This window comes from Paenibacillus sp. MDMC362 (assembly GCF_003269305.1).
In the GTDB taxonomy this organism is placed as follows: Bacteria; Bacillota; Bacilli; order Paenibacillales; family Paenibacillaceae; genus Paenibacillus_AQ.
The window spans coordinates 1-13,413 of sequence record NZ_QLYT01000006.1 but is presented as its reverse complement, the minus strand read 5'-3'; the positions used below and the strand labels follow the sequence as shown (position 1 = coordinate 13,413).

At 49.1% G+C, this 13,413-nt stretch carries 14 protein-coding genes; 11 read left to right on the top strand and 3 right to left on the bottom strand.

Features of this window, described 5'->3' with window-relative positions; translation table 11 throughout:
* Positions 1-115: 115 nt before the first annotated feature.
* Complete coding sequence (locus DP091_RS01190) at positions 116-412, top strand: hypothetical protein (RefSeq protein ID WP_113056705.1); 297 nt, start codon at positions 116-118, stop codon at positions 410-412.
* A gap of 151 nt (positions 413-563) precedes the next feature.
* Here DP091_RS01190 and DP091_RS01185 read toward each other — a convergent pair whose 3' ends face one another.
* Positions 564-1,916: a TrkH family potassium uptake protein gene (locus tag DP091_RS01185; protein ID WP_113056704.1), complete on the bottom strand. Its 1,353-nt coding sequence runs from the start codon at positions 1,914-1,916 to the stop codon at positions 564-566.
* A 78-nt stretch (positions 1,917-1,994) separates the two neighbouring features.
* Between DP091_RS01185 and DP091_RS01180 the strand changes: the two genes are divergently transcribed.
* The 7 genes from DP091_RS01180 to DP091_RS31185 all read left to right on the top strand — a co-directional run bounded on the left by DP091_RS01180 (position 1,995) and on the right by DP091_RS31185 (position 7,816).
* Positions 1,995-2,912 (top strand): DMT family transporter, encoded by a 918-nt coding sequence (locus DP091_RS01180; RefSeq protein WP_113056867.1) that lies wholly within the window; start codon positions 1,995-1,997, stop codon positions 2,910-2,912.
* A gap of 115 nt (positions 2,913-3,027) precedes the next feature.
* The gene (locus DP091_RS01175) at positions 3,028-4,164 is read left to right on the top strand and encodes a zinc-dependent alcohol dehydrogenase (RefSeq protein ID WP_113056703.1); all 1,137 of its coding nucleotides are present in this window, start codon (positions 3,028-3,030) and stop codon (positions 4,162-4,164) included.
* 162 nt (positions 4,165-4,326) lie between these two features.
* Complete coding sequence (locus DP091_RS01170) at positions 4,327-5,061, top strand: AzlC family ABC transporter permease (protein WP_113056702.1); 735 nt, start codon at positions 4,327-4,329, stop codon at positions 5,059-5,061.
* Entirely contained in the window at positions 5,052-5,378 is a 327-nt protein-coding gene (locus tag DP091_RS01165; RefSeq protein WP_113056701.1) for an AzlD domain-containing protein, read from the top strand. Before DP091_RS01170 ends, DP091_RS01165 begins: the two co-directional genes overlap by 10 nt.
* 301 nt (positions 5,379-5,679) lie before the next feature.
* A complete protein-coding gene (locus DP091_RS01160) occupies positions 5,680-6,393 on the top strand; it encodes a glycosyltransferase family 2 protein (protein WP_113056700.1) in 714 nt (237 codons plus the stop codon).
* 11 nt (positions 6,394-6,404) lie between these two features.
* Entirely contained in the window at positions 6,405-7,634 is a 1,230-nt protein-coding gene (locus DP091_RS01155; RefSeq protein WP_113056699.1) for a glycosyltransferase family 4 protein, read from the top strand.
* A gap of 17 nt (positions 7,635-7,651) precedes the next feature.
* Entirely contained in the window at positions 7,652-7,816 is a 165-nt protein-coding gene (locus tag DP091_RS31185; RefSeq protein ID WP_181469700.1) for a hypothetical protein, read from the top strand.
* Positions 7,817-7,909: 93 nt separating this feature from the next.
* Here DP091_RS31185 and DP091_RS01150 read toward each other — a convergent pair whose 3' ends face one another.
* Positions 7,910-8,533 carry a DUF1796 family putative cysteine peptidase gene (locus DP091_RS01150; protein ID WP_113056698.1) on the bottom strand — a complete coding sequence of 208 codons (624 nt, stop codon included), beginning with the start codon at positions 8,531-8,533 and terminating at the stop codon, positions 7,910-7,912.
* A gap of 188 nt (positions 8,534-8,721) precedes the next feature.
* Here DP091_RS01150 and DP091_RS01145 point away from each other — a divergent pair, with 188 nt between their 5' ends.
* Entirely contained in the window at positions 8,722-9,057 is a 336-nt protein-coding gene (locus tag DP091_RS01145; RefSeq protein WP_113056697.1) for a hypothetical protein, read from the top strand.
* Between the two features lie 15 nt (positions 9,058-9,072).
* Positions 9,073-10,140, top strand: a complete 1,068-nt coding sequence (locus DP091_RS01140; RefSeq protein ID WP_113056696.1) for a glycosyltransferase family 4 protein — start codon at positions 9,073-9,075, stop codon at positions 10,138-10,140.
* A gap of 118 nt (positions 10,141-10,258) precedes the next feature.
* Here DP091_RS01140 and DP091_RS01135 read toward each other — a convergent pair whose 3' ends face one another.
* Positions 10,259-11,176 carry an NAD-dependent epimerase/dehydratase family protein gene (locus DP091_RS01135; protein ID WP_113056695.1) on the bottom strand — a complete coding sequence of 306 codons (918 nt, stop codon included), beginning with the start codon at positions 11,174-11,176 and terminating at the stop codon, positions 10,259-10,261.
* A gap of 178 nt (positions 11,177-11,354) precedes the next feature.
* Between DP091_RS01135 and DP091_RS01130 the strand changes: the two genes are divergently transcribed.
* Positions 11,355-13,280: an LTA synthase family protein gene (locus DP091_RS01130; protein ID WP_113056694.1), complete on the top strand. Its 1,926-nt coding sequence runs from the start codon at positions 11,355-11,357 to the stop codon at positions 13,278-13,280.
* The last annotated feature ends 133 nt before the right edge of the window (positions 13,281-13,413 follow it).

Below are 13,413 nucleotides of genomic sequence, written 5' to 3'. Positions count from 1 at the left end.
CCAACCCATATTATACTAGATCCAGGCGTATAAGAAAAACAATAATCAGCTGCCTGGAAAAGTGATATACTGAGTCTTGTGAGTGCTTTACAACGTAATGAAGGAGCGTGAAAACGTGTCAGAAGTCCGAATCGAGCGTGCGGATATGAAGCGGGATGAGAGCGATCAGTTCGTAGGATATACCGTATTTTCTATAGATGGACATGCATCAGCCTACGAGATCACTTTCCTGAGCAAGAATGGCCGGGACTGGGATTACAGCTTGAACTTCGCTGGCGAGCCGGGAATCGAGGAGCAGTTTCTTCAGATTGACGAGCGGATTGAAGCCGACAACGAATTGTTTGATGACTTGCTGGATGCAGCCATCAATGCCAGCGAGTTCGGCGAAGATGCCAGCGAGTTCAGCGAATAGAAGCGATTTTAGAAATGTATTCCAATGAAAACAAACCGTATGCCTCCCATGGAAGGGAAGTGTACGGTTTGTTTAAGATTGTATATGCTTTCAGCTAAACCAAGCACTTTCGATAGTCGCAAGAAATGTTCCGACAGGGGAGAAGTATAACTTAACCAATCGTAATCCGGCCTTCCGGATGGCGGTACAGTTCTTTATTGTTCTTGCGACTCAGCGCATAAGCAAGGGTTAGCGGACCTAACCGGCCAAGGAACATGAGCAGGGAAATGGTCACCTTGCCAACCCCGGACAGCTCGGTTGTAAGTCCCATGGATAACCCGGCAGTACCGAAGGCGGATACGGCTTCAAACAGAATTCTTAGGAATTCGCCGGATTCCGTAACAGACAGAAACATGGAAGCTCCCACCAATAGCAGCAACGATAGGATCGTTAGTGTAATGGAACGGTAAACCAGGGCTTGGGAGATTCGATTGCGATAGAGAACAACATCCCGTTTTCCCTGGATCATCGTAACGACGGCACCGATGAGCACGGCGAAAGTAGTCACCTTAATTCCGCCTCCCGTTGAACCGGGAGCTGCCCCGATGAACATCAGGATAATCATGAAGAACTGGGAGGACTGCTCCAGACTCGCGATATCCAGGGTGCTGACGCCACCGGAACGGGGAGTGATCGATTGGAATAGGGAAGCCATGATTTTTACCGGGTACGAGAGCGGCCCTAATGTTTTGGGATTGCCATGCTCCAGAATAAAAATCATGACAGCCCCAATTACGATCAACAATGACGTTACGGTTAATACAACCTTGGAATGAAGAGACAGTTTCTTACATTTCGGGTATTCAATAAGGTCAAAAATGACGATAAAGCCGATTCCTCCGAGGAAGATCAAGAATATCACGACAATATTGACAAAAGGATCCGCTACATAGGTTGCAAACCCTGAGAAGGGTCCGTGAATTTGGCCAAAGAGGTCAAAGCCTGCATTGTTGAATATGGAAATACTCTGGAATATGCCGAAGTAAGCCGCATCGGAAAGCGGCATGATGGCAGAGAACCTGAGCGTCAGCAATAATGCGCCTGCCCCTTCGATGATCAGCGTATAGACGAGCACTCTTCGAATGAGGTCTACAATGCCTTGAATTTGGTATTGTCCCATGGCTTCCTGAAGGATCATGCGCTCCCGAAGCGAGATTCTGCGGTTGAACATCAATGCAATCCAGGTGGCCGAAGTCATAAAGCCCAATCCGCCAAGCTGAACGAGCATGAGCATGACAATTTGTCCAAACATGGACCAATGGGTCCCTGTATCCACAACGGTTAGACCCGTTACACTGATGGCGGAAACCGCAGTGAAGAGAGCATCTACAATTGGGGTAGAAGTTCCGTCCGCCGTTGCGATGGGAAGTTTGAGCAGGAATGTCCCGATCAGTGTAATCGAAGCAAAGCCGATTGCCAGAAATTTGGGAGGGGTCATTTGGTTGCGAAGGTCTTTCTTTTTCATGCCAATTATCCTTTTCCGAAAGTTTTAATTTTGAAATCATTCTCTAATATAACACGAAAGGTGAATCATTTAACCATCATGAATTCGAACCGAGCACCGCTTCCTGTATTTATTCCTCTGTTTATCGGCATCATCGCTATTTCTTTTTCCTCCATATTCGTAAAATGGTCCAGCAGTCCCGTATCCATTCAAGCGATGTACAGGCTGGTGATTACGTTCCTGATCATGCTGCCCTTCGCGGGCAAATATGCGCCAGCAATCAGATCGTTGAAGCGTTCCGAACTGCTGCTGCTTCTTCTATCCGGTTCGATGCTGGCCCTGCACTTTTTGTTATGGATGGGCTCCTTGAAGTGGACGAGCGTAGCCAGCTCTACGATTATCCTCGCCCTTCAGCCGGTGTTTGTGATGATAGGAGCTTATTTCTGGTTTAAGGAGAAAACATCGCTGGCGGCAATCGGCGGCATGGCGATCGCTTTCCTCGGCGTATTCCTTCTTATTGGGAGCAGCGGCCTCAGTGGGGCCAAGGGGCATTTGACAGGTGATATCATGTCGTTGCTGGGGACGGCTGCAGTCGCCGTCCATATGCTGCTGGGTCAATTGCTGCTGCGGCGTCTGCCGTCATTCTTATACAGCTGGCTTGTCTTTGCGGTAGCGGCGTCCGTCTTGGCGTTGTATAACGTGGGTATGAACATTCCGATGACGGGGTATTCCGGACGAGAGTGGGGGATTTTTGCTTTATTGGCCGTCGTGCCGACAGTATTCGGCCATCTGCTGTTCAATTGGCTGATGAAGTATGCCACAGCCTCCACCGTATCGATGAGCGTTCTTGGAGAGCCGGTTGGAGCAAGTTTATTGGCTTTTCTCCTGCTGAATGAATCGATGAACTCCCTGCAAGCGGCAGGGGGGGTGCTCGTGCTGTTAGGGCTGGTATTATTCTTGAAGGTCAGGAGATCGAAAAAGCAGCCTGTAGACCTTCAACCCGAAGCGCTGGGGTGATCCTCGCTTTATTTTTTGCTCTGCCGAGTAGTTCTGATTGAAATGGCGTACACTGAACCTAAAAAAGTCAAATCCTTACAAAAAATGGATATCGACTCGAAAAGGGGTTTCGAGCGTGAAAGCAGTCACTTATCAAGGCAGACATCGGATTGAAGTAAAGGATATGAAGGACGCGGTTCTTCGGCACAGCGACGACGTCCTGATCCGAGTCACCACCACGGCCATCTGCGGATCGGATTTGCATTTATACAACGGTGGATTAAAACAGCTGCACGATGATTATATTATCGGCCATGAGCCGATGGGAGTCGTGGTGGACGCGGGTCCGGAAGTAAGCAGGGTCAAAGTGGGTGACCGTGTCATTATTCCTTTTATTGTATCTTGCGGAAAATGCCTGTTTTGTCAGAATCACATGGAGAGCCAATGCGATTATGCGAATGAGGCCAAGAATACCGGCGGTTTTTTTGGATATAGTGACGCGTACGGCGGTTTTCAGGGTGCGCAAGCAGAGCTTTTGCGGGTTCCCTACGGAAATTCCATGCCCTTTGTTGTACCTGAGGACGCCGAGATGGAAGATGAGAAGCTGCTCATGCTCTCCGATGCGCTGCCCACAGCCATCTGGAGCGTGGAGAACGGAGGGGTTAAATCAGGCGATGTCGTGGTTGTTCTGGGTTGCGGCCCCATTGGACTACTAACGCAAAAGTTTGCCTGGCTAAAAGGCGCGAAGCGGGTGATTGCGATCGATCATGTGGATTACAGGCTGGATCATGCGAAACGGACCAATCACGTAGAAACTTACAATTTTGAGAAATTCCCCGAAGTGGAGAGTTATATCCGAGAGATCACCAAGGGTGGGGCAGATGTTGTCATTGATTGTGTTGGCTTGGATGCGAAACGGACCCCTGCTGAAATGCTGGGCAGCATGCTGAAGCTGCAGGGAGGCTCCTTGGGTGCTTTCCGCATGGCTGTGTCTATGGTTCGCAAATACGGGACCATCCAGCTAACCGGCGTGTATGGGCTTGTTTATAATGCCTTTCCGCTTGGAGAGCTGTTCGAACGCAACATTACGTTAAAAATGGGGCTGGCACCGGTCATTCATTACATGCCGCGCCTTTATCAAATGTTGAAAGAAGGGTCTGTGGACCCTTCGGATATCATCACACACCGGCTTCCGATGGAGAAGGCTGCCCATGGCTACGATATCTTCAATGAGCGGAAGGATGGCTGTATCAAAGTCATCTTAAACCCTTAAGCAGCTAAATAAAACGAATGAACAAGCGTTTCTGGCGAATGAGCAGCATTCCTGGGGCGCTTTTTGTGATGGGAAAATGGTGTAACGGCGTTGACAAGGCAGCGGGAAGAATTCATAGTAATTAAAAATAGAATTGTAGAGTGAGAGAGGAATCGAACACAGATGAGCATCAAGACAGAACGGCTCCCCGCTAGTATGGAGGGGAACCAGGGAAACACCTACCTTCAAGGCTTCAAAGATTGTATTCCAACCCTCCTGGGCTACCTCAGCATCGGTTTTGCTGCAGGTGTTGTCGAGCGCACCGCAGGTTTCACCCTGCTCGAAATCGCGCTCATTTCGCTGCTGCTCTATGCGGGCTCCGGGCAATTTATTGCGGCAGGGATGATAGCGGCTGCTAGCCCGATCCTATCGATCATCGTTACGATATTTTTCGTGAATGCCAGGCATCTGCTGTTAAGCGCAGCGCTTGCCCCTTACTTTAAAGGTCTTTCTTCGGGAAAAAGCTTCTTCATCGGTTCCCTGTTAACCGACGAGACGTTTGGTGTAGCGGCAGCCAAGGCCACCGAGCAGAAAAAACTGGGCTATAAATGGATGGTCGGCCTGAATATTACGGCGTATCTGTTCTGGTGCGCGGCCAATATAGCGGGCGGTTTAGTCGGGGAGTGGATTCCCGAGCCGGAGAAGTTTGGCCTTGATTTTGCATTGCCGGGGATGTTTATCGGATTGCTGGCGCTGCAATGGATCAGCCGGAAGAAGTATAAACTTGATTTCATGGTGGTTATGATTGCCGCCGTTTCCGTGGTAGCAGTCAGTACAATTATGCCGGGAAGCGCGGCGATCATAGTCGCGATTGTGGTTGCGGCTACTGCAGGGATGGTGATCGAACGATGGAAATAAGATGGCATATCGCTATCCTGATTATCGGTTGTGCTGTCGTAACCCTCATTCCAAGGGTTCTGCCGCTTATGATTTTGAGCAAGCTTCGCATTCCCGAGACGATGATCCGGTGGTTAGATCATGTACCGATTGCCGTCATGGGAGCCCTGCTAGCCCAGGAGCTGCTGTTATCGGATGGACGTATGGATCCAGGGGGGCATTTATTAGAATGGATTGCCGCCGTGCCCGCTTTCCTAATCGCTTTTCTCACAAAAAGCCTGTTTGCCACCGTCATTGTCGGGATCCTGACCTTGGTGGGACTCCGCTTGTTTTTCTAATGTAACGTCGCATAATTTACACAAGCTGTTCTTCCGACTGGTAAGCGGGAGGACAGCTTGTTTTATGCGGCCGGCGGCCCTCCCGGCAGGCTGGATCGGCACTGTCCGTGCAGGGGAGGTCGCATGATGTTCCAAGATGCTGTCCCTGTTGTTAATCCTATATAAGCCGTCTGCCTGTTATTTGGTCAAATGTCAGGGGACAGGGGTCCCTTTCGGAATGCGAGTGCACTGCATATGGTGTATTAACCCATGATATGTTTTGAGATCATATATCAAGATAGGCAGAAGGAGGAGACAGGGGATGATGCCGACGGTTACGATAGTCATACCTTTCTATAACTGCCAGTATGTACAGCAAGCATTGGAAAGTGCGGTACTACAAACGTACCCTGCCGTAGAAATCATTGTTGTAGATGATGGGTCAACCCAATATGCACATCTGATCGCACCCTACATGAACAGAGTTTACTATATGGGCAAAAGTAATGGCGGAACGGCCAGTGCCTTGAATCACGGCATTCTGCATGCTTCTGGTCAATATATTGCTTGGCTCAGTTCAGATGATCGTTTTGTTCCGCAAAAGATTGAACGGCAGCTGTCCTTTATGTTGAGCACGGGATTCGATGTTACGTATACCGGTTTTTGTGTCATCGATGAACATAACCGAGTAACAAGGCCGTACGAAGGCATACCCTTGGCAAATAATGCAGATTTGGCACGTCAGCTCACGTATTCTAATCCCATTAACGGCTGCACGGTCATTATGAAGAAAGAATGGCTTCACCGGGTAGGTCTGTTTAATCCACAGCTTCCCTACACTCATGATTTCGATCTTTGGATTCGGCTGTTAATGAGCGGCGCTTCTTTTGGGTTTATACCGGATATGCTTACGATGTATCGGGTACATTCCCAGATGGGCACGATCCGTCATCAAGCGACGATCGCTGGGGAATACGAGATGGTGAAAAATAACTACCGCCACGTACTTGAGCATTTGGCTCAGCTTGGCCAATAATGGGGGTTAACATGAAAATTCTGCTCGCTACCCACTGGTTAATCCCTCATGTTGGCGGAGTATGGAACTTCATGCAGCAGCTCAAGAACCGTTTGGAACAGCTAGGTCATGAAGTGGATCTGCTCGGAAACAGTCCGGATTACAAAAAAATCCATATTGTTAATCGGGGGGTGGAATTGGCCAAAGAAGCTTTGCTGCCCATGCTGGAGTCGAAGCTTTCGATACAGGCGGCACCCGGCATGAATCAGCACTATGCGATTCGTCATTATGAGTTGGAGCGCTACTGCATGGAGCTGGCGGCAGCCTATTTTGGGCTGGAACAATATGATATCATCCATACGCAAGACAGCTTCTCAACCCGTTCTTTAAGCAGAGTAAAGCCAAAGCGTACGCCGCTGGTCGCTCATGTCCATGGTTCGGTTGCACGTGAAATGAAGGATCATTTCCGTAATAACCCATCAAATGGCGTTGATGAAAGAAGTCCTGCCTGGCGTTACTTCCCTGCGCTTGAATATCACGCGGCGATGTCTTCGGATCTGACCATTGCTGCAAACCATTGGTCCAAAAATTTACTCATGACGGATTGCGGAGTGCCGGACCATCGGATTACGGTGTTTCAATACGGTATGGACGCTATGACTTTTCAAAGTAAGTATCACGCAGGCACGTCACTGCGGCGACCACCGGGGAAAAAGGTCATCATCTGCCCTGCAAGACTGGTTTACGTCAAAGGGATCCATGTGCTGCTCGATTCGCTCGCAATCCTCAAGCGGATGCGTAACGATTGGGTTTGCTGGATTGTAGGTGATGGCAATATGCGGGGACAGTTGGAGGAGCAGGCCGTAATGGCTTCGCTCCAGCAAGATGTATTTTTTCTAGGGGAAAATAATAATGTACCCGGCTTACTCAGCCAGGCTGACATCTTTGTCCATACGTGCATACATGATAACCAGCCGTTCTCGGTCATGGAAGCCCAAATGGCAGGTCTGCCGAGCGTCGTGTCGACTGCCGGGGGATTGCCCGAGATGGTAAGCCACGGTTATACGGGATTATTAACCCCGGTAGGAGATGCTGCAAGCACTGCCCAGCATTTGAGCGTGCTTCTCGAACAGGATAAGTACCGAACATTTTTGGGTCAGAATGCAAAGACATTCGCTAGTAATCACTGGTCCATGGATCTTATGATTGAACGTATATTGAACATATATCACGGTGCCATAGCCCAGAAATCTTCTATGTAAAATAGAGAGGTGAGCCAATGAATCAGCAAGATTTTTTCGTCATGAGCGATTTGTACAACCGAATCTTCGTCAATCAGATGTCAAACCCGGAGCTTCTGGTTGCTTATACGATATGGAATCGAATAATGCAGTCGCTCCCGAAAGATTATAAGCTGCCCGACGAACCGGTGACACACATTTAAGACCTTATGTAAAATGGCAGACCATGATTTTCATCGTGGCCTGCCATATTTATGGCTTGGGTCCGCTGGATAATTAAGTACATACTCATTGGTTTAAATCAAATACATGCCTTGAAACAAAAAGGTCCATCGAAAACGGTTGCTTATCCAGATATCGATATTGGGCATCTTTACGGCGCAGACATGTTCTATGTTCCAATCCATCATTTCGATCTCCTTGACGGGCTCATGATTAACCGCTAGCACATGAAAAGGTCCTTTGCATAGCTGTTTCAGGGAATCGACCAGTTCCTGAATATTCTCACAGCTGGAATCGGTCCGAATAAAGAGAATGCGCCCGCCGCTTTCCAATGTCTGCAGAAATCTGGCCACTCTGCGATCGTATTTGGCTTTGATAACAGGATAAGCCGGCAGGTGGGGAGGGAAATTGTTATGGACATAAAAATCATGATTGAGGTAAAGATCGTACTGTTGGTCCCAGATATTGTACAACTCATTAACCTGATCAACCATAAGCAAGTTGGAATATACGAGCATGCCTTCAAACCGATTGCGAAGCATTCTAGATATTTGAGGCAGTACCGGGGTACCCATCCAATCAATGGGTCCGGCAAATTTGCGCAATCCATGCTCTCTTAACTCAATGGCTGGCAAGCAGTTGTTTCCCAGACTGAATATCGCATGGTAAGGTCCTTTGATATCCTGGAGGTTCAACATCAATCGTCACCGATCCTTTCTATCGGATATAATATACATCTTATTAAATGCAAATCGTCAAGAAACGGCTTGGACCGAGGCATCAAGCCCCGCACATTTGGATGATCGTCTAAGGATATGCCCTTACCCGTTCAGAGGTAGTTACATAACCTGTATTAATGATGCTGCCATATCCAGGAGGGAATGAAATGTCCATCTTTCGTTTAGATGCAGTAGAGTACGGTAATATTGACGCGCGGTACATCCAATCCGTGGACCTTACGATTACGAATGCGGGGCCTGATGTATTCGATGTCCTCATACATGGATATCATCCCCAAGGGGTGTACTATGTCGGCCTTGTCCACGTCGGGGTCGGTTCCACGGTGTTCGTGCCCAATATCACGAATCATAATATTGCGTTCAGCCTGCTGCTCGTAACCAATATTAATTATTCGCACTCCACATTGGTCACTGTGCATGCCAAGAACGAAGGACAGCTTGTAGCCGTCTACTCACATTCTGATTTTCAAGTCATCGAATAACGGGAGGGGTACGACATGAAGGTGCTGTTCGTCTACTATGTGCCGAGCGGGGGGGTCGAAACATTAAACCGACAGCGTTGCGGTGCGCTTCGTCTTGCCGGAATCGAGGCCCATTGCCTGTATTACGCCTGGGGTTCGGGCATGCAGAATGCAGCCGACTTTCCGATTTACGTAACCCGCAATGATATCGAGATTAAGCATATCCTGGATTCGAATTCGTTTGACGTCATCGTCGTGACGACGGATCACGCAAGTTTTCAACGGTTTCGAATGCTCGGTTATAAAGGGAAATTCGTGCTGGAGATTCAAGGGTATGGCCCAAAGAGCGTGGCTCAAGCGCAGCTTACAAAGGCAGCTCCATATGTGAACCAGTATGCCGACGCACTCCTGAACCCCAATACCCCGCACATCGCTGCTCTATTCCAGCAGCTATATCCGCACAAGCCGCAATTTAATTTCAACAACTGCTTTGACACCCACCGGTTCACGTACACTCCATACAAGGCTCCCGCCAACCCGGTCATGGCATGGCTTGGACGGATTGAGGATAACAAGAATTGGCGTGAATTTCTTCATATCGGTCATGCGCTTAAGGAGCATGTTCCCGACTTGGAAATGTGGATGTTCGAGGATATTCAGCTCAGCCAGCCGGCAGAAAGGGAGCAGTTCCTTGCACTCATTGATGAGCTTGATCTGGCGGATCGATTAACCCTTCGGTCCAACGTACCCAATGCAGAGATGCCTTACTACTATTCGGTTATTGGTGATTCCGGCGGGTTTCTCTGTTGCACCTCCAAGGTAGAGGGAGCGCCTTATGCGGTTCTGGAAGCGATGAGCTGCCGATGTCCGGTGCTGACAACCGACTCGGATGGGGTATCCACCTCGGTGTACCACAATTTCACAGGCAAGTTCTACGTGCTCGGGGACGTACAGCATGCAGTGACCGAAGCCTTTGAACTGATGAGGGATTCGGATCTGCGTGAACAGATTCGCGGCAATGCAATAAAGCATGTCCAGCAACATTTCAACCCGCATATCTATGCGATGAATTTTGCCCGACTCCTTCAAGCGATAGGGCTGTAGTTCCCGTGATCCAAATTTCAGCACGAATAAAAACAGCCTGATTCCTCCAGATGAGCGAGGGATCAGGCTGTTTTTCTATGTTCGTTCTCCTACCGTCTCCAGTCCTCCATTGGTCGAATCAGGATGTGCGAAGCCAGTGGCGATAGGTTTCTTCGATGCCTTCTTCGAGGCTGAATAACGGACTCCACTGCAGCAATGCCCGGGTCTTCTCATTATTGAGGCAGCTGTGCAGAATATCGCCGTTCTTCGCGGGCAGATAATTAACATCAATGCGGTCAGGATGCAGTCTGTTGATATGATCGACGAGTGAATTGACGGAATGCCCGGTGCCGGTACTAACGTGCAGAACGCTCTCATCCCCGTGTTGAATGGAGGCGAGGTTTGCTTCCACCACATCCTTGACATAAATGAAGTCCCGGGTCTGATCACCATTGCCGTATATATGAAACGGAGCACCTTGACGCAGGCGATCACCAAATACCGCCACAACACCGCCTTCCCCCTTCGCAGTCTGACCCGGACCGTAGACATTCCCATAACGTAGAATGGTGTAGTGCAGGCCGAAGAAGCGGTGGTATAAGCGGATATATTGCTCGCCAGCCACCTTGGATAGGGCATAGAAGGAGATTGGATTAACCGGATCATCCTCCGTCAGCTGAGATTTCTCCAGGTCTCCATATACGCCTGACGTCGAAGCAAACACAATCTTACGAACCCCAGCCTTGCGGCAAGCTTCAAGTATATTGATAGTGCCCATTACATTCGCATCCGCATCAAGACGAGGCTCCTTGATCGACCGCTGCACATCGGCCTGTGCGGCCAAGTGGAACACAACGTCCGGCTTCAGCACGGAGATATACGCCGTTGTCTGCTGACTGTTTACATCGGCAACATGTAAAATCGCCTCGCTGTGAAGGCGACCTGGATCTCCGGTTGTGAGGTTATCAATCACATGGACTTCATAGCCTTGATTAACGAGTCCGTTCACCAGGTGGGAGCCGATAAAGCCTGCTCCGCCGGTTACAACCATCTTCATGTCTTATACCCTCCAGCCTTTTGATTGGGATGCTTTATCCTACGTGATACGTAAGGAACATGCATTGGACAATTGACAGGGGGCCGAAGGAATGGGCAGATTAGATTGACGTTTACATTCCTGTTATAATGGAAGCTGCAATTTAACATTATTTTTACACAAAAGAGGGAATGGGAAAATGGAACGCTACCTTGAACAAAGGTTGAAATTAAGCATAGTCGTTTTTTTGACGCTCTTATTGAAGCTGATCCTTCTAAGAGTGTTTCTGTTTAATGGGGTCGCATGGGGTAAGGTGCTTACCGACGCGCTATCCCTGTTGGCGCTGATTAGCTTTCTGGAGCTGCTTCTGCCGGCAAGAGGCAAAAAGATAGTCTACGTGATCTTAAATGTCGTATTATCTTTCATCATGTTTGCGTCCGCTGTTTATAACGTTCATTTCGGGTCCATACCGACATATACCGCGCTTGCGGGGATCGGGCAAGTAAACCAGGTGAGAGCCAGCATTACGGCTTTGTTAGAGCCGGAGCACTTTCTTTTCTTCCTGGACCTGCTGGTCCTATTGATCATATGGGCGGTTCGAAACATTCGTTCCCGCTCCCGAGGAGGATTGCATTTTGGTGGAGTCCGCTCCGGTTATTCCGTCTCCTATTCGCGCAGGCCTGGAATGAAGTGGCGCATATCCATGATGGTTGTGCTGGTCATTGCGGGTGTTCTGTCCGGACTTATTATCCGAAAAGAATGGGGAATCGAGAATGAAATCGTGCGAGCGGAGCAAATGGGATTCATGAATTACCAGGTTTCCTCCGTGATCCGGATTTCACAGGAGAACCGTGCGCTGGCCGAAGGGAGTCTGCAAGACACGATTCTGCGCTCCCAGCAGCACCTTGCGACTTATCCTTACGTTAAGGAAGCAAAGGACAAGCTGGACTATTACGGCGCTGCCAAAGGCAAAAATCTGATCATCGTTCAGATGGAATCACTGCAGAATTTTCCGGTTGGCCAATCCCTGAATGGCCAGGAGCTGACACCGGTGATGAACCAGCTCGCAGATGGCGGCCTGTATTTCCCGCATGTCTTCCAACAGATCGGGCAAGGCAACACTTCGGATGCCGAATTTGCGGTCAATACATCGATTTATCCGACCGGAACGGTGGCGATGTCCACCGGATTCGGAAATAAAGAGCTGCCTGGTCTGCCGCGGCTCTTGAACAAGCACGGTTATGTTACGACGACTTTCCACGTGAATGATGTGAAGTTCTGGGATCGAAGCAAAATGTACCCGGCGCTTGATTTTCAGCATTATTACGACAAGCCCTACTTCACGAATGATAACTTCAATGAATTTGGACCTTCCGATGAAGAGCTGTTCCGTGTCGGCGTGGACAAGCTGCTGGAGAATCAACAGCAGAACAAGCCTACCTATGCTCATTACATCACGGTATCCAACCATTCGCCATATCATGTGAAGGAGGAATTTGCGAAGATCACTCTGCCGGCTGAGCTGGAAGGGACCCATCTGGGGAATTACCTGAAGTCGGTGAATTACTCGGATTATGCACTCGGAACTCTGGTTGACCGTCTGAAGCAGAACGGATTGTGGGATGACACCGTATTGGTGGTGTACGGGGATCACTTTGGCATCAATCCGGCAGAAGCCGACGCCGAGATGATATCGTCAACGCTGGGCATTCCTTACCATGAGCGGGTCAGCCGATTTAATATCCCGCTTGTCATTCATGTACCCGGCATGAAGGAAGGAAAGGTCATCGAGCAGGTGGGGGGGCAGGTCGATATTCTGCCAACCGTCGCTAACCTTTTAGGCGTATCGCTTGAAGATGAAGGCTTTAATGCATTTGGGCATGACCTGCTGAATGTGGACCGCAATGTAATCGGGATGAGATATTATTTACCGACAGGCTCTTTCTTTAATAATGACATTCTGTTCGTTCCCGGTGACGGATTTGAGGATGGCACGGCGGTTTCCTTAAAGACGCTCGAGCCCGTCACGGATATCGAACCGTATCGCGGCGATTATGACTATATTCTGCAGTTAATGAAGCTGTCCGATGAATATGTGAAAATGCTGCCCAAACGAGCGCCATAAAGCCAATGCGTAATTAACGAGGATGAGGATTGTTTCATCATGCCGAAGCAGGCATGGATGAAGCAGTCCTTTTTTTGTGACGGATTGTAATATGAAGTGCGACACCTAAACAGAAATAGCCCATGGGAACAAT